The following is a 25857-nucleotide window of genomic DNA, read 5'->3' as shown; positions in this document are numbered from 1 at the left end:
GAAAAGGGATATGTATACGTTTTCAAACAAATTAAAGATCGGTTCCTTTATTTTAATGGCTCTTGGGATACTTGGTATTGCTATCGGATTTATATCGGCACCAAGTACTGTAGAAGAGGCAAAAGCTATAGTGGCCAGTCATGGTGATGGACATGGAGATGCCCATGGTGCGGTAGAAGCACATGGCGCTGTTGCAGAAGGACACGGTGATGCTGTTGAGGCTCATGGTGAGGAACATGATTCTTCTCACGACGAACACCTTTTACATCAATTACAGAATAAGCCTTGGGCCGCTTTATATGTAGCCGCATTCTTTTTCTTTATGATTGCTTTAGGAGTTTTGGCTTTTTATGCAATACAACGTGCAGCGCAGGCCGGTTGGTCTCCGTTACTTTTTAGGGTTATGGAAGGTATTACCGCATATATAGTTCCTGGTGGAATTATCGTTTTTGTAATACTGGTTCTGTCGGTTTTACACATGAACCACCTGTTTGTGTGGATGGATGCCGATGTAGTTGCGCATGATCGCCTTTTACAAGGTAAGGCCGGTTATTTAAACCCTACTTTCTTCTTAATACGTGCCGCTATATTTTTGGCAGGTTGGATATTTTACAGAGAGTATTCTAGAAAACTTTCACTAAGACAGGATGAGTCTAACGACAATGCCAATTTTAAGTTGAACTTTAAATGGTCTGCTGCATTCTTGGTATTTTACTTAGTATCGGAATCTATCATGTCTTGGGATTGGATTATGAGTGTTGATCCACACTGGTTCAGTACTTTGTTCGGATGGTATGTTTTTGCTAGTATGTTCGTATCAGGTATTACCGTAATAGCTATGGTAACCGTGTATCTGAAGTCTAGAGGTTACTTGCCAGATGTGAACAATAGTCACATACATGATTTAGCCAAGTTTATGTTTGGTATTAGTATATTCTGGACATACCTATGGTTCTCTCAATTTATGCTTATATGGTACTCTAACATACCAGAAGAGGTTACTTACTATGTAACTCGTATTGCAGATTATAGATTACCATTCTTTGGAATGATAGTAATGAACTTTTTGTTCCCTGTGTTGCTTCTTATGAATAGCGATTTCAAACGTATGAACTGGTTTGTGGTTCTAACAGGTATCGTTATTTTAGGTGGGCACTATATGGATATATTCAATATGATTATGCCATCAACTGTAGGTGATCAATGGTTTATAGGTATACCTGAAATAGGGGCTGTTCTTTTCTTTGCCGGCCTATTCATTTTCTGGGTGTTCCGTGCATTGTCAACTGCACCTTTACAGCCTAAGCGTAACCCGTTTATTGAGGAGAGCAGACATTTTCATTATTAGTATTTTTAACGTATAATAGTAGAACATACGATGACTACATTATTGACTTTAGTGGTTTTAGCCTTGGTGGCAATTGCGATATGGCAGATGACGAAGATATTTGAATTGTCTCAGCTCAAAGCCGAAAATTCTCAAATAGCCAACGATTCGGATAACAAAACAAACGGATACCTTCTGTTCGCGTTTCTTATCTTTATTTACGGTATTACAATTTTTAGTTTCTGGAAATATTCTAAGTTTTTACTTCCGGAAGCTGCATCTGCTCACGGTGGGGAGTATGACTCTTTAATGTTGGTTTCCTTCATTATCATTTTCATTGTGCAGACACTTACACAGGCTTTGTTACACTACTTTGGTTACAAGTATCGTGGTGTTGAAGGTAAAAAGGCCCTTTTCTTTGCGGACAGTGATCGTCTAGAGTTTATATGGACTATAATTCCTGTAATAGTACTTTCTGGACTTATCCTTTGGGGATTGTACACTTGGACTACTATTATGGATGTTAATGACGAAGACGATCCATTAATTGTGGAGCTTTATGCACAACAATTTAGTTGGACGGCTAGATATGGCGGAGAGGATAACGTATTAGGTAAGGCTAACGTTAGAATGATTGATATCAATAAGGCCAACGTACTTGGTTTGGATGAGTCTGATAGCTATGCGGCAGATGATATTATCGTTAAAGAATTGCACCTTCCTGTAGGTAGAAAGGTTAATTTTAAAATGCGTTCGCAAGATGTGCTTCATTCTGCATACATGCCGCATTTTAGGGCTCAAATGAACTGTGTTCCGGGTATGATTACTGAATTTTCTTTCACTCCAATTTATACTACGGAAGAAATGCGTCAGAATCCTGATGTGGCTGATAAAGTAAAACGTACAAACGAGATTAGATCGGAAAGAGCGGCTAATGGAGAGGAAAATTCCGATCCATGGGAGTTCGATTATATTTTACTTTGTAATAAGATATGTGGAAAGTCTCACTACAATATGCAAATGAAGATTATTGTAGAGACTCAAGAAGAGTATGATGCGTGGATAGCCGAGCAAAAAACCTTTGGGCAGAATGTAATGGGTCAAGCATCTACAGATGAATTCAAGAACATTGAAACTGCAACGGCTAGTCACTAATACGAGTTTTCGTAAGGTATAGTCTAGGAGCGCTTTAAAAGAAAATTAAAATTAAAGAATAACAAATATGTCTGTTACTGCAAATGCACAGTTAGATGACCATGCACATGACGATCATGAGCATCACCACAAGCAAACTTTTGTAACCAAATATATATTTAGTCAAGATCATAAAATGATCTCTAGGCAGTATTTGATTACTGGTTTGATAATGGGAGCGCTAGGCATCGCAATGTCAATTATGTTCCGTATGCAATTGGCATGGCCAGGGGAATCCTTTGGTATCTTTGAGACCTTTTTAGGAAAATGGGCTCCAGATGGAGTTATGGATGCGGATGTTTATTTGGCATTGGTAACCATTCACGGTACGTTAATGGTATTCTTTGTTCTTACACAGGGTCTGAGTGGTACATTTAGTAACTTACTTATTCCGTTGCAAATTGGTGCAAGGGATATGGCTTCGGGCTTTTTGAACATGCTTTCGTATTGGTTGTTTTTCTTGTCTTCCATAATAATGATTTCCTCTTTATTCGTTGAAGCAGGACCGGCGGCTGCAGGGTGGACTATTTATCCTCCGCTAAGTGCATTGCCAATGGCTCAGCCTGGTTCGGGAATGGGTATGACATTGTGGTTGGTTTCTATGGCTATTTTCATTGCTTCATCTCTTATGGGATCGTTGAATTATGTAGTAACCGTAATCAACCTTCGTACAAAAGGAATGTCTATGACAAGATTGCCACTAACAATTTGGGCATTCTTTGTAACGGCCATTATCGGTATTATATCGTTCCCGGTACTATTATCTGCAGCTTTGTTGTTGATAATGGATAGAAGCTTTGGTACCTCATTCTTCTTGTCGGATATATTTATACAAGGTGAGGTATTACACTACCAAGGTGGTTCACCGGTATTATATGAGCACCTTTTCTGGTTCTTAGGTCACCCTGAGGTATATATTGTAATCTTACCTGCCATGGGTATTGTATCCGAAGTAATGGCGGTAAATGCTAGAAAACCTATTTTTGGTTATCGTGCAATGATTGCTTCAATTTTGGCGATTGCATTCTTGTCTACAATTGTATGGGGTCACCATATGTTTATTTCGGGTATGAATCCGTTCTTAGGTTCTGTATTTACATTTACAACGCTTTTGATCGCTATTCCATCTGCAGTAAAAGCCTTTAACTGGATTACTACACTTTGGAAAGGTAACTTACAGTTAAACCCTGCCATGTTGTTTTCAATAGGTATGGTGTCAACTTTCATAACAGGTGGTCTTACAGGTATTATCTTAGGGGATAGTACATTGGATATTAACGTACATGATACATATTTTGTTATTGCTCACTTCCACTTGGTAATGGGTATTTCTGCACTATACGGTATGTTCGCTGGTATTTATCACTGGTTCCCTACTATGTTTGAAGGAAAGATGATGAACAAGAACTTAGGTTATATCCACTTCTGGGTTACCGCAGTTGGTTCGTATGGTATTTTCTTCCCAATGCATTTTGTAGGTATGGCCGGTGTGCCAAGAAGATACTATGAGAATACCGCTTTCCCAATGTTTGATGAATTAACGGATATTCAAGTATTGATGACCGTGTTTGCAATTATCACCGCAGGTGTTCAACTTATATTTGTATTTAACTTTGTAAGAAGTATTTTCTACGGTAAAGTAGGTCCTAAGAACCCTTGGAAGGCAACAACCTTGGAATGGACTACACCACAGGAGCATATTCACGGTAACTGGCCAGGAGCCATTCCTGAAGTTCACCGTTGGGCTTATGATTACAGTAAGGTAGATGAAAACGGAGAGTACATTCTTCCAGGTCAGGATTTTGTTCCTCAGACCGTACCTTTACAAAAAGATGAAGAAGAGCTTCAACATTAAAATACTAGACTAACTCAAATTAAAATGCCCGACTTTTATAGTTGGGCATTTTTTTTGATACTTTTATTTAACATTCTTGTTGCGTAAGAACAATAAGAGATACATTTGCAAATTATAAGAGAAGGGTCTAATCAACTGGTGTCAAAGGGACTGTAGTATGAGAAATTTTATTTTTTTAATTGTTTTATTATTTACTTTTCAGGCTTTTGGGCAACGTAAACCCAAAATAAAGGGGAATAAGGTTGTGATAGATGTTTATCAAGAATTGCCTGCTTTTCATGCAATTGAACTGCGTGATGACCTTGATATTAAGCTACATGATTCTACTGAGGAAGGCGTTGCTATCACTGCTGATGACAACCTAATTGACGTTTTAAGGTTTAAGGTTCAAGATAGCGTGCTTCAGATTAGCTCTTTCTATAACATCACCCGTAAAAAGAAATTGGAGATTACGGTCAACTATATTTACCTGGAGGCCATTACAATGTATGATGGGAAAATTGAAATGGACGGAGCGGTTAATGCAAAGGATCTTTATGTAGATCTACATGAATCTGCAAAATTGGATTTAAATGCCGATGCCGAAGTTTTTAATATCAATATGGAAGGTAACAGTTCAGGGGAATTCAACTTAAAAGGACAAGAGATTAATTTGGTTTTAAAAGATAGGGTTGATGTAAAGGTATTTGGCACAAGTGATTTAAGCAATGTAAAGTTGTACAAAAACGCTACCGCTATTTTGGAAGGAACCACATTTGAATTGTATGCCAACCTTTTTGAAAATTCCAATCTAAAAGCTGAAAAATTAGAGTCAGAAGCTGTTTATCTTACTGTAGAGGAGTCCGCTACTGCGGATATAAACAGTACCAAGATTTTACAACTTTCTTCTAGTGGTAACGCCAGGACCCATTTGTATGGGGAGGGCAAGGTAGAGATAATAGACTTTCTAGATACTTCTGAGTTACATAAGGAGAAATAGTTAGAACTACGGTGTTATTTGGCAATAGGGGCGTTCATACAATGCTCCGGTATGCCAAACCCATCTACTAGGACCCCTATATGGGGTCTTAATTCACTTGATAACCGTTCTACACGTTGGCGGATGGCCTTGGATTTTGTCCCACCAATATAACCTTGTTCTAAGTACCATTCCGCATCTTGTCTTATAGTATAAAGTGCGTGTAATGTTCCTAGTTTCTGAAACAAAGCTTTGTTCTTGGCGTCGGATATGGTTTCTACAAAATCATTGTAAGTAGAATAGGCTAGTTCATTGCTATAGGCTTTGCCCAATGCCAGCAAGTGGCTTTGTACTTTAAGAAACGCTTGGTAAGAAGGTATTCCCGTTTTAATATAATCTCTAATTCGCATAGCCAGGGTGTAGGTCAACCGTCTGGTACGGTATTCAAACGCATGCTTGTGGAATTTAGGATTGTATAAATGATCCTTATCTACTTTGTTACTGTAAATAGGATTGATCGTGGTTAATTTGTCATTGATCTGTATGCCCAATATTTTTAGTACTGCGGAAAATCCTGCGCTATTAAACTCCGATTTAAAGTCTGATAGAACCCCCTTGGCGGCCAATAATAACAGTACGGTATTATCACCCTCAAAAGTGGTGAAGATATCTACATCGCCTTTTAAGTCGGCTATACGGTTTTCTAAAAGGTAGCCTTTACCGCCACAAGCTTCGCGGCATTCTTGAATGGTGTCATTTGCATACCAGGTGATGATAGATTTTAAGCCCGCCACTTGGGTTTCTATCTTTCGCTTGTCTGGTTGGGATGGGTCACAATATTGTTGCATCATCTTATCAAGGGTTATGTGATAGACGTAAGCGCTAGCCACTAGAGGGGTTAGACGCAACTGGTGCGTTGGGTAGTCCATTAAAAGGTCTTCCTGTACCTTAATACTGTCATTAAATTGTCTGCGCTTTAAGGCATGTTTAATGGCAACAGTTAAAGCAAATTTAGCACCTCCCAAACCTGCTCGGGCCACACAAATTCTTCCGCCTACCAAGGTGCCCAACATGGTAAAAAAACGTTTATTTGGGTTTTTTATATCAGAGTGGTAAGTCCCATCTTCTTTAATATCCCCATATTTATTAAGTAGATTTTCTCTGGGTACGGCAACTTGATTAAACCAAATTTTACCGTTATCAACTCCGTTCAGGCCTAATTTATAGCCATTGTCTTCTACATTTATTCCGGGTAAAAGTTCGTGTTTTTCATTTCTAAGCGGAACCAGAATGGCGTGAACACCTTCGTTTTTTCCATTTACGATGAGTTGCGCAAATACAGATGCCATCTTGGAGTGCAATGCATTTCCAATATATTCTTTATTATCGTTTTTCCCCGGGGTGTGAATTACAAGTTGGTCTGTTTCGTTGTTGTAAGTTGCCGTAGTTTTTATTCCCCGCACGTTGGACCCATGGCCGGTTTCGGTCATGGCAAAACAACCTAAAAGCTCTGCTTTTCCTGTTTTTGAGAGGTACAGGTCATGATGTTTTTTAGTTCCTAACTTTTGGATACTTCCTCCAAAAAGACCAAACTGCACTCCAAATTTTATAGAAAGGCTGCCATCGGCAAACATCATATTTTCAAACATGTAAGCATAACCTTCCATATCATCGGTTCCGCCATATGCCTCTGGATAGGCCATGGCTCCATAGCCCTTATTGGCTAAGAATTTAACTTGGTTCAGAACAACATTTCTGAAATCTTCTTTGTTTCGGTGCACTTCCCACTTAAAAATAGGGTCGGCCAATACTTCCCTGAAATCATCCACCAGTTTGGCATGTTTCCCTTTTAAAATCGTATCGATCTCTTTGGAATCATAAAATTCCGAGGTAGTTTCATGAATTACATCAACATCAAAGAGGTGATTGTAATGATTGGGTTGAATACCCAGTTGTATTTCAATATGTTTTAATTGTTCGTTAAATGGACATTCATCTTTATAGTGGCACACTACCTTTTGGCTAAATGTGGCTAATGGGTAAGTTTCACTTTCAATTAATTTAACTCCTGAATTGGAAATAGTCTGTTTCCATTTTTTTAATTCCGTATTCGCGGGCGGATTTTGTGTATTAAGCCACGTTAGTAATTGTGCCCTGCTCTTTTCGGATAGGGTTTTATCTGCATCTATCGCATTTTGTACAACATTAATTTCGGATGCTGTGAGCAGGTCATCGGACCAAATAACATAGTAAAATGGGATGTACTGAAGAATTTCTGAGGAATAAGTGGAGTCTTGCATAGAATGAAATTACGAAAATTATCTTCAAAATAATGCGGCTATGGCCATATAGAAAACGGTAGATTAGGGGTGTGAAGTATAGTGGGCTTGTTTCTTTTTCTGCTATCTTTGTTTTAATATGAATGAGTACTTAGACGCCGAAGGAGAGAATTTTACCCCTGAGGAATTTGATATAGAAAGAGCTTTGCGCCCCATAAGTTTTGATGACTTTACGGGTCAGGAGCAGGTATTGGAGAATTTAAAGGTTTTTGTGGAGGCCGCCAATCAACGAGGGGAGGCATTGGATCACACCTTGTTTCACGGCCCTCCGGGACTGGGTAAGACCACTTTGGCCCACATTCTTGCGAGTGAACTGGGGGTAAGCATCAAGATTACTTCCGGACCGGTTTTGGATAAACCGGGCGATCTTGCAGGTCTGCTTACCAATTTGGATGAGCGCGATGTACTCTTTATTGATGAAATTCACCGTTTGAGCCCAATAGTAGAGGAGTACTTGTATTCCGCTATGGAAGATTATAAAATTGATATTATGATCGAGTCGGGTCCCAATGCGCGATCCGTACAGATAAACCTGAATCCGTTTACACTGATTGGGGCTACCACTCGCTCGGGATTGTTAACGGCACCCATGCGTGCTCGTTTTGGTATTCAGAGCCGCTTACAATATTATTCTACGGAACTACTTTCAACCATAGTTGAGCGTAGTGCAGAAATACTAAAAGTTCCTATTTCCCAAGAAGCTGCAATTGAGATTGCAGGTAGGAGTAGGGGTACACCTAGAATTTGTAATGCCCTTTTAAGAAGAGTGCGCGATTTTGCTCAAATCAAAGGTAATGGAAGCATAGATATTGATATTTCAAAATTCAGTCTAAAGGCATTGAACGTAGATGCTCACGGATTGGATGAAATGGACAATAAGATTCTTACTACCATTATAGATAAATTTAAGGGAGGCCCCGTAGGTATTACCACATTGGCAACGGCGGTTTCCGAAAGTGCCGAAACCATAGAGGAAGTATATGAACCTTTCTTGATTCAGCAGGGTTTTATTATGCGAACACCGCGTGGCCGTGAAGTAACGGATTTGGCGTATAAACACTTGGGGAAGCTCAAAGGAGGAGTGCAACCAGGATTGTTTTAAGATGAATTCTAAAGAGAAATATTCCGAACTTATAAAAACCGAAGCCAAACGCCTCGGTTTTTTGTCTTGTGGTATTTCCAAAGCGGATTTTTTGGAAGAGGAGGCTCCTAGATTGGAGAAATGGCTCAATAACAATATGCACGGCGAAATGTCGTACATGGCCAATCATTTTGATAAACGTTTAGATCCACGTCTTTTGGTAGACGGGGCTAAATCCGTCATTTCATTACTGCTGAATTATTATCCCGAAAACACACAAGAGGAAAACACATATAAAATATCCAAATACGCTTACGGGCAAGATTATCACCATGTCATTAAATCCAAATTGCGTGAGCTGCAAAATTTTATTTCTGAAAATATAGGTGAAGTTGGGGGAAGGGCTTTTGTTGATTCCGCGCCCGTTCTGGATAAGGCATGGGCCGCTAAAAGTGGCCTGGGGTGGATAGGGAAGCACAGCAACCTGCTCACCCAAAGGGTAGGTTCTTTTTATTTTATTGCTGAGCTTATTGTTGATTTGGATTTGGAATATGATTCTAGGGTTACGGATCATTGCGGAACCTGTACCGCTTGTATAGATGCATGCCCAACGGAAGCTATTGTGGAGCCCTATGTGGTTGACGGGAGTAAGTGTATTTCTTATTTTACCATTGAGCTCAAAAATGAAATTCCAACGGAATTTGAGGGTAAGTTTGATGATTGGGCCTTTGGGTGTGATGTTTGTCAAGATGTATGCCCGTGGAACCGGTTTTCAAAACCTCACCAAGAACCCTTGTTCAATCCACATCCGGAATTATTATCCATGTCCAAAAAGGATTGGGAAGAAATTACCGAAGATGTTTTCCGAAAAGTTTTTCGGAAGTCGGCAGTAAAAAGGACTAAATTCTCAGGTTTACAGCGCAATATCAAATTTCTAAAATAAAGCAGCGAACTACGAAAACGTTAGAGTTTGCTATCTTTTATATTTTCTAGACAAGTTTTTTCAGGTCGATGATTTATTGTGCTATCTTGTTTGGTAGTTTTTATACCAAAACCAACTTCAAATGAGCTTTATTAAAAAACCGAGTTTAAGTTTTTGGCAGATTTTCAATATGAATGTCGGCTTTTTGGGCATCCAATTCAGTTTTGGACTTCAGCAAACCGCAATCAATCCTGTTTTTTTGTTTTTGGGAGCATCGGAAGATATGTTGCCTATTCTTAATATAGCTGGACCTGTAACGGGTTTGATCGTTCAGCCTATTATCGGAGCTATATCGGATAAAACTTGGTCGCCCCGTTTTGGTAGGCGTAAACCGTTTTTTCTGATTGGAGCTATTATTGGTAGTCTTTGCCTTTTTGCATTTCCGTTAAGTCCCGCCTTGTGGTTTGCAGTAGGGTTACTTTGGATTTTAGATGTGGGGAACAATATGGCAATGGAGCCTTACCGTGCTTTTGTAGGGGATAAGTTGCCTGAAAAGCAATTGAGTTTGGGGTATCAAATGCAAAGTCTATTTGTTGGTGCCGGTATTGTTTTAGCCAACGCATCCATATTTTTGTTCCAAGATTGGTTTGGGGGCGGAGATGTTGCGGATGTAGCCGGTTCCATACCTAAGTGGTTGTATTACTCCTTTTTTATAGGAGCCTTTTTGTCTGTATCAACCATTCTTTGGTCCGTATTAAAAACTCCCGAAATTCCACCTACAGAAGAAGAAATGGAAGAAATCAAAGCTCATAAAGCCCTTTCTTTTGGGGAACGTTTTAATATGCCTTTCATAGAGATTGCCAAAGCGGTAAAAGAAATGCCTTCTTTTATGTGGAAACTCTCCGCTGTCTATCTTTTTCAATGGTACGCCCTATTTGTGTATTGGCAGTTTATAACACCTTTGTTCATGAGTACTATGGGGTTTGATTTGTCCGGAGCTGCCGCGCAATCGGCAAAAATGAGCACTACTTACAATATTACCACTATGGTCGTAGCATTGGCATTGGTGCCATTGGCGCTAAAATTTGGAAGTAAAAAAGTCTACGCGGCAAGTTTATTGGGTACGGGGCTAGCACTTTTCACAATTCCATATATTTCCGATCCTATTACCGTGTTGTTTCCTATGGTCTTGTTCGGTATAGGTTGGGCGGCTATGATGGGTATACCTTATACCATGGTTTCCAAGATTGTACCTCAGGATAGACGAGGCGTGTACATGGGTATTTTAAATATGATGATCGTTATTCCCATGGGGATAGAGACGCTTACTTTTGGACCTATTTTTAAGAACCTTCTTGGTGGTAATGCCGTTAACGCTATATTGTTCGCTGGGGTGTTTTTTGTTCTTGCTGCGGTTCTTTCTTTACGGTTGAACGTAAAGGAGGCCAAAAAGGAGAATGTGGGCTAGTTGGGTTTTATACCTGTAAATCGCGTAAATTCTTGGAAATTTATCCTCTAAACGGGCTACACATATCCGAAGAATACCCTTAAATTTGTTTTCTTAAATCTAATATTCCTATGGGCAATCAAAAACAGAGAAGGGAAGCATTGATATATCATGCTAAACCGCAACCTGGCAAAATAAAAATCGTTCCTACAAAACCTTATTCAACCCAGCGAGATTTGGCTTTGGCCTATTCGCCAGGTGTAGCAGAACCTTGCTTGGAAATTGCTAAGGATAAGGATAATGCCTATAAATATACCTCTAAAGGAAATCTGGTGGCCGTTATATCCAATGGTACGGCCGTATTGGGGCTTGGTAATATTGGTCCGGAGGCCTCAAAGCCAGTTATGGAAGGGAAAGGATTGCTCTTCAAAATTTTTGCGGATATAGATGGAATAGATATTGAAGTTGATACGGAGGATGTTGATAAATTCGTGGAGACCGTAAAAATGATCGCTCCTACTTTTGGCGGCATCAATTTGGAGGATATAAAAGCACCCGAAGCTTTTGAAATAGAAAGAAGGCTTAAAGAAGAGCTTGATATTCCGGTAATGCATGATGATCAACACGGAACGGCCATTATCTCTGCTGCAGCTTTGTTAAACGCGCTGGAACTGTCCGAAAAGAAAATAGAAGAAGTCCGTATTGTTATTAGTGGTGCTGGCGCTGCCGCTGTTTCCTGTACAAAGCTGTATAAGGCTTTTGGTGCAAAGGCAGAAAATATTGTGATGTTGGACAGTAAAGGGGTTATCAGAAAAGATGCCGAAAATCTATCTGCTTCCAAAGCAGAATTTGCTACTGATAGAAAAATAGATACTCTTTCCGAAGCAATGGTAGATGCCGATGTTTTTATCGGACTTTCCATAGCTGATATTGTAACACCGGATATGTTGAATTCAATGGCGGAAAACCCTATTGTTTTTGCCATGGCAAACCCTAATCCTGAAGTAGATTACGACTTGGCCATAAAGACCAGGAAAGATATCATTATGGCTACAGGACGTTCCGATCATCCTAATCAGGTGAATAATGTACTTGGTTTCCCTTTTATTTTTAGAGGGGCCCTGGATGTACGTGCTACTGCTATTAATGAAGAAATGAAAATGGCCGCCGTTAAGGCATTGGCCGAACTTACCAAACAACCCGTGCCGGAACAGGTTAACATTGCTTATGGGGAAACACGATTAACGTTCGGTAAAGAATATATAATTCCCAAACCGTTTGATCAACGTCTTATTTCTGAAATTCCGCCGGCCGTGGCCAAGGCTGCCATGGATAGTGGCGTGGCCAAAAGCCCTATTGATGACTGGGACCGGTATAAAGAAGAACTGCTACAACGTTCTGGGAACGATAACAAAGTAGTACGCTTATTGCACAACAGGGCAAAAATGAACAAAAAACGTATTGTTTTTGCCGAAGCCGACCATCTTGATGTGTTGAAGGCGGCTCAAATCGTGCATGAAGAGGGTATTGCGGAGCCTATTCTTTTGGGTAGAAAAGAGATTATTTTAGAGTTGAAAAAGGAATTGGATTTTGATGCAGAGATAGATATTTTGGATCCAACTTCCAAAGAGTTTGATGAGAAACATATACGCTATGCAACCAAGTTCTGGGAAAGTAGAAAGCGTAGCGGCACTACACTTTACAGTGCGAAAATAAGAATGCGCGAGCGCAATTATTTTGGAGCTATGATGGTGCTTGAAGGTGATGCAGATGGAATGATATCTGGATATTCAAGAGCGTACCCAACGGTTGTAAAACCAATTTTGGAAGTTATTGGTAGAGCGTCAAATGTAAAGAAGGTATCTACGGTAAACATTATGATTACGGATAGAGGTCCATTATTTTTGGCGGATACCTCTATAAATATAGATCCAAATGCGGAAGAAATTGCAGAAATAGCTCAAAATGCGGCAAATGTGGCTTCAACTTTTGGATTTGACCCTGTATTGGCTTTACTGTCTTACGCAAACTTTGGGTCTTCTAACCATCCGCATGCAAAAAAAGTAAGGGAAGCGGTTCGTATTTTACATGAAAGCAACCCAAGTCTGGTGGTAGATGGTGAAATTCAAACAGATTTTGCCCTGAATAAAGAATTGTTACAGAGTCAGTTCCCATTCTCCAAACTGGCGGGTAAAAAGGTAAATACCCTAATTTTTCCAAACTTGGAATCGGCGAACATTACTTACAAACTCTTAAAAGAACTGAACCAAGCAGATAGTATAGGTCCTATTATGGTTGGTCTAAGAAGGTCTGTACACATCCTTCAATTAGGTGCAAGTGTAGATGAAATGGTAAATATGACGGCGGTTGCTGTTATAGATGCACAGGAAAGAGAAAAGAGAAAAAAGGCCAAAACAGAGGCCAAGTAATAGTAATTGCCCGGTTCTAATGACCGGGCAAAATAATTCCCCAAAACAACCCCGGATATGATTACCCATCTTAAAGGAAAACTTGTAGAGAAAAACCCAACCTATGTAGTGATAGAATGTGCTGGAGTTGGCTATTTTGTAAATATTTCCTTGAACACTTTTTCTAAGATAGGCGATTCGGAAAATATTAGTTTGTTTACTCATCTTCAAGTAAAGGAAGACTCACATACGCTTTTTGGTTTTGCCGAAAGATCTGAGCGCGAGATTTTCCGTCTTTTACTATCGGTTTCAGGTATTGGTTCAAGTACGGCCAGAACCATGCTTTCTTCATTGGAACCTGCCCAAATTAGAGATGCAATTGCCAATGGAGACGTGGCTACAATTCAGTCCATTAAAGGTATAGGAGCCAAAACGGCCCAACGTGTAATTCTAGACCTTAGGGATAAGATTTTAAAAGTTTACGATATAGGCGAAGTTTCCGCTCCTACGAACAATACAAATAAAGAAGAAGCGTTATCTGCTTTAGAGGTTCTTGGCTTTGTAAGAAGATCCGCCGAAAAGGTAGTTGACAAAGTACTTATCCAAGACCCCTCGCTCAGCGTAGAGAACATTATTAAACTTGCGCTTAAAAATTTATAACAAGTTTGAAAACAGGGGCCAAACTATTTCTTAAATCACCATTTAAGCTTACACTCCTATTTTTATTTTTGCTCGTTTCCTCCGGTGTATCGTATGCCCAAGAAACAGAAAATGAAGATAGGGAAGAGCAGGAAGTGGATTCCGTAAAGACCGGTTTTTCTTTGGGTAAGCTCAAAATGGAAAACCCGGAAAGTATTGTCTCTAAATACGAATACGATCCAAATCTAAATATGTACATCTACTCTGAAAAGGTAGGTGATTTTGATATTGGATACCCGGTGATACTTACTCCCGAGCAATATTATGAGCTGGTACGCCAAGAAGGAATAAAGGACTACTTTAAAGAAAAATCCGATGCCTATGCCGGAAAAAAAGAAGGTAGTGAAGAAGCAAGAAAAAACTTACTCCCCAATTTTTACGTAAACAACAGTTTTTTTCAATCTATTTTTGGAGGTAACACTATAGAGGTAATACCACAGGGATCCGTGGCTATGGATCTAGGGGTTATCTGGCAAAAAAATGACAACCCCTCTTTATCCCCAAGAAACCGTACCAATATATCTTTTGATTTTGATCAGCGTATAAGTCTAAGTATGCTTGGTAAAATAGGCGAAAGATTACAGGTTACGGCCAATTATGACACAGAAGCTACTTTTGATTTTCAGAATATTGTTAAACTGGATTATACACCTACGGAGGACGATATCATTCAGTCAATAGAGGTAGGTAACGTAAACATGCCGCTCAATAGCTCCCTTATAACGGGCGCGCAGAGTCTTTTTGGGGTAAAAACTCAGCTTCAATTTGGTAAGACCACGGTTACCGCAGTTTTCTCGGAACAGCGTTCTCAAAATAATACAGTTGTAGCACAGGGCGGGGGTACGGTAAATGAATTTTCCGTTTCGGCACTTCAATATGATGAGGATAAGCATTTCTTCCTGGCCCAGTATTTTAGGGATAATTATGATGCAGCTTTGGTTAACTACCCCTATATCAGGAGCCAAGTACAGATAACCCGTTTAGAAGTTTGGGTTACCAACCGTAGTCAGCAAACCTTAAACGTTCGTAATATAGTTGGTATTCAAGATTTGGGAGAATATGACCCATTGTTAGCAGGTGAAAATAAGACTAGAATCTCAGGGAATGCCCCTGCAGGATTTTTCAATGTAAATTCAGGGCAACCTAACCAGTTGCCACGTAACGATGCAAATGATTACAATCCTGCGTCAATTGGTAAAGGTGGGGCACTTACCCAGAGTATTCGTGATGTGGCTACCATTGAGCAAGGTTTCAATGTTTCGGGCTACCAACCTAATCAAGGGTTTGACTACGCTTATCTTGAAAACGCAAGAAAGTTGGAGCAGGGTAGGGATTTTCAATTTAACACTCAATTGGGCTACATTTCATTAAACCAACGTTTAAGCAATGACGAGGTATTGGCGGTAGCCTTTCAATATACCTATAACGGAAAAGTGTATCAGGTTGGTGAATTTGCCAATGGTGGGGTAGATGCAACAACGGTTTCCGGATCTTTGGAAAACCCTATTATTGATAATAACACCTTAGTGCTGAAATTACTGAAAAGTAATATTACCAATGTGTCCGATCCTATTTGGGATTTGATGATGAAAAATATTTATGCCACCGGTGCTTTTAGGTTGAGTCAGGAAGATTTTAAAATGAATATCCTTTACTCTAACCCAACACCAAGGAACTATATTACTCCGGTTGAAGATTTTCCGGCCCAAACGGATGGAGGAAAACCTTTGCAAGAGCGCATATTGTTAGATGTCTTTAATTTTGATAGACTTAATGCCTACAATGATGTACAACCTGGTGGTGATGGTTTTTTTGATTTTGTTCCGGGCATAACCGTAGATACGCAGAACGGCCAAATTATATTTACGAAAGTTGAGCCTTTTGGAGAGTATCTTTTTGAACGTTTAGGTGGTGGGGATTATAATACCGAAAGCGGATATAACGCCAACCAAGAGAAATATGTATTTAGGGATATGTATGAGCTTACCAAATCTGCGGCCTTACAAAACCCGGAAAAAGATAAGTTCTTATTAAAAGGTAGATACAAGTCAGAGGGAAGCAATGGCATTCCGATCGGAGCTTTTAACGTGCCCAGGGGTTCTGTGCGTGTTACCGCTGGAGGAAGACAGTTGCAGGAAGGTATAGACTATACGGTAAACTATCAGGCAGGTACGGTTCAGATTCTTGATCCAAGTTTAGAGGCTTCTAATACCCCAATTAATATTTCAGTAGAAAATAATGCCGTATTCGGTCAGCAAACCCGTCGTTTTACAGGCGTAAACGTAGAGCATCAATTCAACAAGAATTTTGTTTTAGGGGCCACTTTATTAAACCTAAATGAAAGGCCATTAACGCAAAAGTCCAACTTTGGCGTAGAGCCTGTGAATAATACCGTATTCGGAATCAATGGAAATTTTTCAACCGAAGTTCCTTTCTTGACCCGTTTGGTCAATAAACTACCTAATATAGATACGGACGTTCCGTCTAATCTTTCGGTTAGGGGAGAAGTTGCTTGGTTAAAGCCTAGTTCACCTAAAAATGCCGACTTTCAAGGGGAAACAACAACATACTTAGATGATTTTGAAGGGGCTCAGGCTCTAATTGATATCCGCTCTTCTTTGGGTTGGGCACTGGCAAGTACACCGGTGGAATTTTTGGATTCACCCACTCAAAAAGGTTTGGAAACTGGTTTCGGTAGGGCAAAAATGGCTTGGTATTCTATTGACCCTGTCTTTTATACCAACCAAAGGCCTGCGAGTATCAGTGATAATGATATTTCCACAAACGCCACAAGAAGGATATTTATAGATGAGGTTTTTCCTCAGGTTGAAGTAGCTCAAGGACAGACGCGTCAACAGACTACATTAGATTTAGCGTATTACCCTGAGTTGAAAGGTCCGTATAACGCAAATGCTAATTTTGGTACGGAATCTCCCAATGATAAATGGGGTGGTATCATGCGGTCTTTGAGCAGTACCAATTTTGAGCAGGCCAATGTTGAGTTTGTTCAGTTTTGGGTGATGGATCCTTATTTAGAAGGAACTGCAACAAGTCAAGGAGAATTAGTGTTTAACCTTGGTAATATTTCCGAAGATATTTTGGCGGATGGCCTTAAGCAATACGAAAACGGACTACCAGTTAACGGTGAGGGAAGTGTAAAACCGGAAAATCCTACGTGGGGTCCGGTTCCGGCAACCCAGGCCTTAGTGTATGCCTTTGATGTTAATGAAGGCAGTCGCTCACAACAAGATCTTGGTTTTGATGGTCTTAATGATGGAGCCGAAGCCGCAATTTATGGGAACGATAATCCAGAAGATCCAGCTTTGGATAACTACGAATACTTCTTGCAACGTGATGGCGGGATACTTAATAGATATTTGAACTTCAACAACCCGCAAGGAAACTCGCCGGTTGAGGTAACTAATGATAATAGAGGGTCTACCACATTGCCAGATGTAGAGGATATTGATCGTGATTTGACCATGAATACGGTAAACAGTTACTATGAATACCGGATTCCTATTAAACCCAATACGACCATTAACGATAAATATGTAACCGACATTCGTGATTCATTAGTGCTTTCAGGAAATAGAATTCCTAATGAAAGTACAGTGCGTACCCGATGGATCCAGTATAAAATTCCGTTAAGTGATTTTACCGAAGCAGTAGGTGGTATCAATGATTTTCGCTCTATAAGCTCATTACGTATGTACATGACCGGCTTCTCTAGTGATGTGCTTTTGCGTTTTGCTACGTTGGATCTTGTACGTGGAGATTGGAGAACCTATACTAAGTCTCTTGATGTAGATGACCCAAATACGGCAGATGATGCCACTACCTTAGATGTTAATGCGGTTAACATTCAGGAAAACGAAAGTAGAAGTCCTATTCCTTATGTGCTGCCTCCAGGTGTTCTTCGTGAGCAATTGAACAATAACAATACCATTATACAACAGAATGAGCAATCTCTTTCTTTGGTGGTGGAAAATTTGGAGTCTCAAGATTCTAGAGGTGTATTTAAGAATCTTGATATAGATGTGCGTCAGTATGAAAAATTAAAAATGTTCATACATGCCGAGAAAATTTTAGAGACGGATATTTATGATGTTGACCAACCTTTGGTAGGTTTCCTTAGAATAGGAACTGATTTCTCCGAGAACTTTTATCAGTTGGAAATTCCGTTGGAGTTCACCTCTTTTGGAGCTACTTCCGAAGAAGCTATTTGGCCGGATAATAACCAGATGGAAATTGTGCTAGCAGACCTTAATAAGGTAAAGTCGGTTTGGATTTCTGGAACGGACTTAAGTGAAATCAGATATTTTGAAGTGATAGACGGGGAAGTGGTTTCAGTGGATCCGCTTTCAGCAAGAACTCCCGGTAGATTACGTATTGGAATACAGGGTAACCCTTCTTTAGGAAGTATCCGTAGTATGATGGTAGGGGTAAAGAATGTAAGTAGAACCCCGGCAAGAGGAGAGGTTTGGTTCAATGAACTTCGTTTGGCAGGTTTGGATAATGAAGGTGGTTGGGCCGCATTGGCCGCCGTAGATGCAAACTTCGCAGATTTTGCGAATGTCTCCGCAACGGGTAGTACCAGTACTTCAGGTTTTGGTGCCATTGATCAGATGCCTAATGAACGTGCTCGTGAAGACGCGCTTTCCTATGATGTAGTTACCAATGTAAATCTTGGACAGTTACTTCCTAATAAATGGGGTATTCAACTTCCGTTCAACTACGGTATATCGGAACAAATGATTACGCCTGAGTTTGATCCGGTATATGATGATTTAAAGTTACAGGACAGAATTGATGCTGCAGATAACCCTGAAGATGCAAAGGCCATTGAACAGCAGGCAGAGGACTATACCAAACGTACCAGTATAAACTTTATAGGGGTCCGCAAAGATAGAGGAGAAGAGGCCGATGCCAATTTTTACGATGTAGAGAACTTTACTTTTAACTATTCGTACAACGAAACCAATCATAGAGATTTTGAAATTGCTTCTTTAGAGGATAAAAACGTTGCTGCAGGCTTGGTTTACAACCATAATTTTAAGCCTGTAGAAGTGGCACCTTTTATGAAAAACGACTCGCTCTTTACTAGTCGGTATTGGAGGTGGTTAAAAGAATTGAACTTAAGTCTGTTGCCTACCAGTATATCGGTTAACTCTAATATAGATAGGCAATTCAACCAACAACGTTTTAGGGATGTTGTGGAAGAAGGGGTAGATAAATTGGAATTGCCAACGTTACAACAAAGAAATTATCAGTTTAATTGGCAGTATGCGGTAAATTATAGCCTTACCAAATCACTCCGTTTAAATATGACCGCCAGTAACAACCACATCGTTAGAAATTATTATGAAGATTTTGTAAATGGTACTGGTGATGAAGACCAACGTATAGATGAGACATTGGGACTTTGGGACGGTTTTTGGGATTTGGGAGAGCCCAATAGGCATGCCCAACAATTAGAATTAAACTATGACCTGCCTTTTAGTAAAATTCCTGTACTGGATTTTATAAATGCACAATACAGCTATACCAGTAATTTTGATTGGCAGCGTGGTGGCGATGCACTTAGGGAAGTAGCGTTGGAAGACATTAATACAGTACAAAACGCTAGTACGCACAATCTAACTGCTAATCTTACCATGCAGAAGTTCTATGATATGATAGGGCTTAAAAAACGAAGTGGAAAATCTGCGGCCAATAGGGCTCCGGTGCGAAGGGATAAAGCGGGTAACCCGGCCTCGGGCAGTGAAAAGACAGAAAAGAAAACTAGTGGTCTTTTCAATACGGCGGTAGATATCCTCACTATGGTAAAACGGTTGAACCTTAATTATAATGAAAGCAGAGGTAAAGTGCTTCCAGGGTATACGCAATCCGTTGGTTTCGTAGGTTCGTTAAAGCCTTCGTTCGGTTTTGTTTTTGGTAGTCAGGCAGATGTGCGTTTTGATGCCGCAAGAAAAGGATGGTTGACCGGTTTTGACGAGTTTAACGAGCAGTACATTCAGAATATCAACAAACAATTGAATATTACGGCCACCGCACAGCCCATTAAAGATTTAACGATAGATTTATCTGCGGATAGACAGTTTTCCAATAGTTATCAGGAGAATTTTAGTGTTATACGTAATACGGACGGTTCGTTGGAGTATAATAATCTTTTAGGTAACGAATACGGGAACTTTAGTATTTCTACAGTAATGCTCGGAACAATTTTCAATAAAAGTGACGAGTTTGATTCCAAAACGTTTGAACAGTTTAAGCAAAACCGTATTATCATCGCCAATCGCTTAGTAGCGGATAGGGTAGAAGTGGCAAACATAAATCCAGAAACAGGTTTTCCTGAAAAGTATAGTAAAACGCAGCAAGATGTATTGCTTCCAGCTTTCTTTGCTGCATATACCGGGCAAGATGCAGAACGTGTAAATTTGGATACTTTCCGTGATATCCCAATTCCTAACTGGAATTTGAAGTTTACAGGTCTTATGCGTAACAAGTGGTTCAAGAAAAGGTTTCAGCGTTTTTCTGTAAGTCATGGGTATCGTGCAGCGTATAGTATCAACTCATTTCAGACTAATCTCGAAAAAGTGCAGTTTAAAAAGGAAAATGAGGGTATTGATGCTGTTGATTCTGATGGGGATTTAATGCCAGACCTTATTTTAAACAACGTGGTATTGAACGATGAGTTCAACCCGTTGGTGCGTATGGATTTTGAAATGAAAAACTCCGTAAGTGTTCTAGCCGAAATGAGAACCAGTAGAACCTTGGCGCTTAGCTTTGATAATAACCTTATGACCGAAATGAACGGTAAGGAATACACCGTAGGTCTTGGGTATAGGTTTAAGGATGTTAAGTTTGTTACCAACATTGGCGGAAACAAGACGCGTTTAAAGGGGGATTTGAATTTAAAGGCAGATGTTACGCTTAGAGACAACATCACTATCATTAGAAATTTAGATATTGACAATAACCAGATTACATCAGGTCAAAACTTATTGTCCATTAAATTTACTGCGGATTATGCGCTAAGCAAAAACCTGAATGCCTTGTTCTTCTACGATCATTCATTCTCGCAGTTTGCTGTATCCACTGCTTTTCCTCAGACTACAATCAATTCGGGATTTACTATTAGGTATAATTTTGGTAATTAATAAGCTTTCCAACGGGTTGCAGAGGTGTAAATCGTGCGCTATACCTGGGTCTAATATTAAGTTAGGGTAATTTTTGGCTTTTGCCCATTAACTTGGTCTTGTTTTTTTGAAAACTCTTTCAGAAAACAATACATTTGTTTTCATAAAAATTAGACCATGAATATACCTGCAGAATTAAAGTATACAAAGGATCACGAGTGGATCAAATTAGATGGCGATGTAGCTACCGTTGGCATTACGGATTTTGCTCAGAGTGAATTGGGCGATATTGTATATGTGGAAGTAGAGACCGTAGATGAAACCTTGGATAGAGAAGAGGTTTTTGGAACGGTTGAAGCGGTAAAAACAGTATCTGATTTGTTTCAGCCTTTGAGTGGAGAGATCATAGAATTCAACGAAGCTCTGGAAGATGCTCCCGAAAAAGTGAATTCTGACCCTTACGGCGATGGTTGGATGGTGAAAATTAAAATTAGTGACGCCTCTGAAGTAGACGATCTTTTGTCTGCAGATGATTACAAATCACTTATTGGTGCTTAAAAACAACAAGTATACGATTGCGTTTTTGGGCTGGATGGTATTTGTTACCTTTTTTAGCCTAGTTTCTTTCTCTGATACTGAAGCTGACAATATAGATATACCCAACCTTGATAAGGTAGTTCATTTTTCTTTTTACTTTGGGGCCGCTTTTTTGGCAGTGCTATTTATCAAGGAAAGGACAAAAGGAAGTGTGGAGCTACGCAAGGCTGTATTATATGCCGTAGTGGGGGCTATTATTTATGGTATAATTATTGAGGTATTACAGTATAGTTTTACAGCAGATCGTCATGGCGATATCCTAGATGCATTGGCAAATAGTGTGGGTGCAATCTTAGGGTCATTGGCGGTTAAATCCCTTTTTTCCAAGGAAAGGTGGTTAAAATGGAAAAATTAGTTGCTTGTTAAAGGAATATTTAATTAAATTAGCAAACATTAAAACACAAAATTATGGAACCGAAAAAGAATCCGAAAGCAGATATAGGCCGCAATAGCGGACTCTATTTTGTTATTGGTCTGGCACTTACAATGGCATTGGTATATGGTGCGCTAGAGTGGAAAACGTACGATAAGACAAATGACTACGATATTTCAATGAATGTAGATGATGAATTGGACGAAGAAGTTCCTATGACGGAGCAGATTAAGACGCCACCGCCACCACCGCCACCAGCGGCTCCTGAAATTATTGAAGTTGTTGAAGATGAAGAAGAGGTTGAGGAAACTGTAATTGAATCTACTGAGACAAGTCAGGAAGAAGAGATTATTGAAGTTGAAGATGTAATCGTTGAAGAAGAGGTAGAAGATGTAGATGTGCCTTTTGCAGTTATTGAAGATGTACCTATTTTTCCAGGTTGTGAAAGTGAGTCTGATAAAAGGGCTTGTTTTCAGAAGATGATGCAAAAGCACATCGGGAAAAACTTTAGATATCCAGAAATTGCCCAGGAAATGGGGGTTCAAGGTAGGGTTAGTGTAATGTTTACCATTCAAAAAGATGGTAGCATTGGTAACGTTAGAATGCGTGGACCGGACAAAAACCTAGAAAAAGAAGCTGCTCGTATCATTAGTAAGCTTCCTAAAATGACACCAGGTAAGCAACGTGGTAGAGCTGTAAGGGTTCCATTCAGTATTCCTATTACATTTAAATTGCAATAAGCATCGCTTACAAAATATATTCAAGGCCTGTCTACAACGTAGACAGGCTTTTTGTTGTTGATTAACCTTATAATCGCTCTTTAATTTTTGATGGCTTTGTACGGTATAATATAAAGATGTCCAATTGGTTGCAGAAATAGAGGTTGAAAGCTATCTTTGCGGTTCGAAAAAAGATGAATGAAGACAGCGGTGAATACGGCAACAACTCCTTTTCTGGCGTTGGCAATGGCGGATTTTAAGGAGATTACCAAAGCCAGACTGGCAATTAGTGTGGTTTTTTCTTCTTTGGCCGGTTATTTACTGGGAGCCGATCAGATTAACTTTGTTTCACTTTTGTTATTGGCGTTTGGCGGTTATTGTATGGTTGGAGCGTCTAATGCTTACAACCAGATTATTGAAAAGGATTTGGATGCGTTAATGAAACGTACTCAGAACAGGCCTATTCCTTCTGGCAGGATGTCCGTTAGAAAAGCATTGTTCATTGCTATTTTGCTTACCGTTCTAGGGGTAGTTTCCCTTTATGTGCTGAACCCTAAGACGGCAATGTTCGGGGCTATTTCCATTTTTCTCTATACAAGTTGTTATACACCATTAAAAACCAAGACGCCTTTGGCGGTTTTTGTAGGGGCTTTTCCTGGGGCAATTCCTTTTATGCTGGGTTGGGTAGCTGCTACTAATGAATTTGGTATTGAGCCGGGTACATTATTTATGATTCAGTTTTTCTGGCAGTTTCCTCACTTTTGGGCTTTAGGTTGGATGTTGGATGATGATTATAAAAGAGGAGGTTTTAAAATGTTACCTACTGGAAAAAAGGACAAAGGCACAGCATTGCAGATTATAATGTATACCATTTGGATGTTGGTTATTTCCATTGTACCTGTATTTGGTTTTACAGGTAGGTTAGGACTTTCCGTTCCTGCAGCGATTATTATATTTTTAATGGGAATGGTCATGTTGGTCTTCGCTTTTCTTTTGTACGAAAAACGGGATAACGTTACCGCACGGAAATTAATGTTGGCCAGTGTTAGTTATATTACATTAATGCAGGTGGTTTACGTAGTAGATAAGTTTATTTAAATATGATCATGGATTTAACAAGAGGAACGGGGAAAGAAAAGAACGATAGGGCTAAAAAAATGATGCTCTGGTTTGGTATTGTAAGCCTTATCATGGGTTTTGCAGGGTGGACCAGTGCTTATATTGTAAGTAGCTCCCGTGAAGATTGGATCAGTGACCTTCATTTGCCAAGTTCGTTCTTTGTGAGTACGGCATTGATCATAGCTAGTAGTCTAACGTATATTATGGCCAAAAAAGCCATAAAAAGTGGTAGCGCTACTGTAGGAACAAGTTGGTTGTTGGCTACATTGGGGCTGGGTATTGCCTTCGTTGCGTTTCAGTTCAACGGATTTTCCCAAATGATAGCCACAGGATACTATTTCACGGGTCCAACAAGTAACATTAAATTGTCTTATGTTTTCTTGATTGCTATGGTGCATATTGTGCACGTAGCGGCTGGTCTTATATCCTTATTAGTGGTCTTATACAATCAGGTAAAGGGTAAATACTCCCCTCAAGAGCATTTAGGAGTAGATTTAGGAGCAACTTTTTGGCATTTTTTAGACCTGTTATGGGTTTATTTACTGGCGTTTATGTACTTCGTAGGGTAATAAAATTAAATAAAGTTGGTTTTTCATGTGTATAGCGCTTTCACGATACATAAGAAAACTATAAATTTGTGCAAAATCTAACCATACTACAAAATATATGGATACAACGGTAACAACTGGTACGGCAGAAGAAAACGTGTGGGGTGGCGGAAATAGTCCCCTAGGAGCATCATACGGAAAAATGATGATGTGGTTCTTTATCGTTTCTGATGCTTTAACTTTCTCAGGTTTTTTAGCTGCTTACGGCTTTTCAAGATTTAAGTTTATAGAAACATGGCCAATAGCGGACGAGGTCTTTACCCACGTTCCTTTCTTTCATGGTAATTACCCCATGATTTATGTGGCTTTTATGACATTCATACTTATTATGTCTTCCGTAACTATGGTTTTGGCTGTAGATGCAGGACATAAAATGAAGAAAAACGCCGTAATCTGGTATATGTTCCTTACCATTATTGGTGGTGCTATATTCGTAGGTTCTCAGGCTTGGGAATGGGGTACGTTTATAAAAGGTGATTATGGTGCGGTTGAGACTAAAGGTGGCCGTATTTTACAATTTGTAAATGCCGAAACGGGCGAGCGTGCTGCAATTCGTGATTTTGCAAAGACTATACCTACGGAGCGTGCGGAACATGAGCGTAAGAACGGAGTGTGGTTTTTTGATGAAGGATATATGCCTAGTTATTCGTTTAACGAGGTAATGGAAGGCTTTAAGGCTAACCCGAACATCCTTATCCGAACTGAGGCTATAGTACAGGAAGGCGAACACGAAGGGCATAAAACTTTACTCAATAGAGAGGAGTCTCTTAAGAAAATAAAGGACGGTCAATTAGTTGTTGAAGGCGCTAACTTAATTCGTAATGAGTATGGTAGTCGTTTATTTGCAGATTTCTTCTTCTTTATAACAGGTTTTCACGGTTTTCACGTTTTCTCAGGTGTGATAATCAATGTAATCATATTCTTTAATGTGATTTTAGGAACCTATGAGCGAAGAGGACATTATGAAATGGTTGAAAAAGTTGGTCTGTACTGGCACTTTGTAGATTTGGTATGGGTATTTGTATTTACCTTTTTCTACTTGGTATAATTTATTCTTCCTGAAAAAACG

Annotated in this window: 17 protein-coding genes; 16 read left to right on the top strand and 1 reads right to left on the bottom strand. The window is 39.6% G+C overall.

Going from position 1 to position 25857, the window contains the following annotated elements:
- The first annotated feature begins 10 nt into the window (after positions 1 to 10).
- The 4 genes from H9565_RS07100 (at position 11) to H9565_RS07085 (ending at position 5355) form a co-directional block, all read left to right on the top strand.
- On the top strand, positions 11 to 1348 hold the full coding sequence (locus H9565_RS07100; protein ID WP_215438518.1) for a quinol:cytochrome C oxidoreductase: 1338 nt from the start codon (positions 11 to 13) through the stop codon (positions 1346 to 1348).
- 30 nt (positions 1349 to 1378) lie between these two features.
- Positions 1379 to 2482, top strand: coding sequence for a cytochrome c oxidase subunit II (locus tag H9565_RS07095; protein ID WP_215438517.1), 1104 nt, complete (start codon positions 1379 to 1381; stop codon positions 2480 to 2482).
- A gap of 67 nt (positions 2483 to 2549) precedes the next feature.
- Positions 2550 to 4376, top strand: a complete 1827-nt coding sequence (locus H9565_RS07090) for a cytochrome c oxidase subunit I (RefSeq protein ID WP_215438516.1) — start codon at positions 2550 to 2552, stop codon at positions 4374 to 4376.
- A 157-nt stretch (positions 4377 to 4533) separates the two neighbouring features.
- Entirely contained in the window at positions 4534 to 5355 is an 822-nt protein-coding gene (locus H9565_RS07085; protein ID WP_215438515.1) for a GIN domain-containing protein, read from the top strand.
- Positions 5356 to 5369: 14 nt separating this feature from the next.
- Here H9565_RS07085 and H9565_RS07080 read toward each other — a convergent pair whose 3' ends face one another.
- Positions 5370 to 7634: an acyl-CoA dehydrogenase family protein gene (locus H9565_RS07080; protein WP_215438514.1), complete on the bottom strand. Its 2265-nt coding sequence runs from the start codon at positions 7632 to 7634 to the stop codon at positions 5370 to 5372.
- A gap of 118 nt (positions 7635 to 7752) precedes the next feature.
- On the opposite strand from H9565_RS07080, the gene ruvB reads away from it, so the two are divergent.
- The 12 genes from ruvB to H9565_RS07020 all read left to right on the top strand — a co-directional run bounded on the left by ruvB (position 7753) and on the right by H9565_RS07020 (position 25836).
- Positions 7753 to 8775: a Holliday junction branch migration DNA helicase RuvB gene (gene ruvB / locus H9565_RS07075; RefSeq protein WP_215438513.1), complete on the top strand. Its 1023-nt coding sequence runs from the start codon at positions 7753 to 7755 to the stop codon at positions 8773 to 8775.
- A gap of 1 nt (position 8776) precedes the next feature.
- A complete protein-coding gene (queG, locus tag H9565_RS07070; protein WP_215438512.1) occupies positions 8777 to 9697 on the top strand; it encodes a tRNA epoxyqueuosine(34) reductase QueG in 921 nt (306 codons plus the stop codon).
- Between the two features lie 121 nt (positions 9698 to 9818).
- Positions 9819 to 11144 carry an MFS transporter gene (locus H9565_RS07065; protein WP_215438511.1) on the top strand — a complete coding sequence of 442 codons (1326 nt, stop codon included), beginning with the start codon at positions 9819 to 9821 and terminating at the stop codon, positions 11142 to 11144.
- Between the two features lie 110 nt (positions 11145 to 11254).
- A complete protein-coding gene (locus H9565_RS07060) occupies positions 11255 to 13552 on the top strand; it encodes an NADP-dependent malic enzyme (protein WP_215438510.1) in 2298 nt (765 codons plus the stop codon).
- 57 nt (positions 13553 to 13609) lie between these two features.
- On the top strand, positions 13610 to 14191 hold the full coding sequence (gene ruvA / locus H9565_RS07055) for a Holliday junction branch migration protein RuvA (protein WP_215438509.1): 582 nt from the start codon (positions 13610 to 13612) through the stop codon (positions 14189 to 14191).
- Between the two features lie 5 nt (positions 14192 to 14196).
- Positions 14197 to 21393, top strand: a complete 7197-nt coding sequence (gene sov, locus H9565_RS07050) for a T9SS outer membrane translocon Sov/SprA (RefSeq protein WP_215438508.1) — start codon at positions 14197 to 14199, stop codon at positions 21391 to 21393.
- A 156-nt stretch (positions 21394 to 21549) separates the two neighbouring features.
- Entirely contained in the window at positions 21550 to 21930 is a 381-nt protein-coding gene (gene gcvH / locus H9565_RS07045) for a glycine cleavage system protein GcvH (protein ID WP_215438507.1), read from the top strand.
- The gene (locus H9565_RS07040; protein WP_215438506.1) at positions 21902 to 22324 is read left to right on the top strand and encodes a VanZ family protein; all 423 of its coding nucleotides are present in this window, start codon (positions 21902 to 21904) and stop codon (positions 22322 to 22324) included. Before gcvH ends, H9565_RS07040 begins: the two co-directional genes overlap by 29 nt.
- A 53-nt stretch (positions 22325 to 22377) precedes the next feature.
- Positions 22378 to 23082 carry an energy transducer TonB gene (locus tag H9565_RS07035; RefSeq protein ID WP_215438505.1) on the top strand — a complete coding sequence of 235 codons (705 nt, stop codon included), beginning with the start codon at positions 22378 to 22380 and terminating at the stop codon, positions 23080 to 23082.
- Between the two features lie 177 nt (positions 23083 to 23259).
- The gene (cyoE, locus tag H9565_RS07030) at positions 23260 to 24159 is read left to right on the top strand and encodes a heme o synthase (protein WP_215438504.1); all 900 of its coding nucleotides are present in this window, start codon (positions 23260 to 23262) and stop codon (positions 24157 to 24159) included.
- An 8-nt stretch (positions 24160 to 24167) separates the two neighbouring features.
- On the top strand, positions 24168 to 24749 hold the full coding sequence (locus tag H9565_RS07025) for a cytochrome c oxidase subunit 3 (protein ID WP_215438503.1): 582 nt from the start codon (positions 24168 to 24170) through the stop codon (positions 24747 to 24749).
- Positions 24750 to 24846: 97 nt separating this feature from the next.
- Positions 24847 to 25836: a cytochrome c oxidase subunit 3 gene (locus H9565_RS07020; protein ID WP_215438502.1), complete on the top strand. Its 990-nt coding sequence runs from the start codon at positions 24847 to 24849 to the stop codon at positions 25834 to 25836.
- The last annotated feature ends 21 nt before the right edge of the window (positions 25837 to 25857 follow it).

It is taken from the genome of Zobellia russellii, from assembly GCF_018728565.1.
GTDB lineage: Bacteria > Bacteroidota > Bacteroidia > Flavobacteriales > Flavobacteriaceae > Zobellia > Zobellia russellii.
This window is presented reverse-complemented; position numbering and strand designations above follow the sequence as displayed.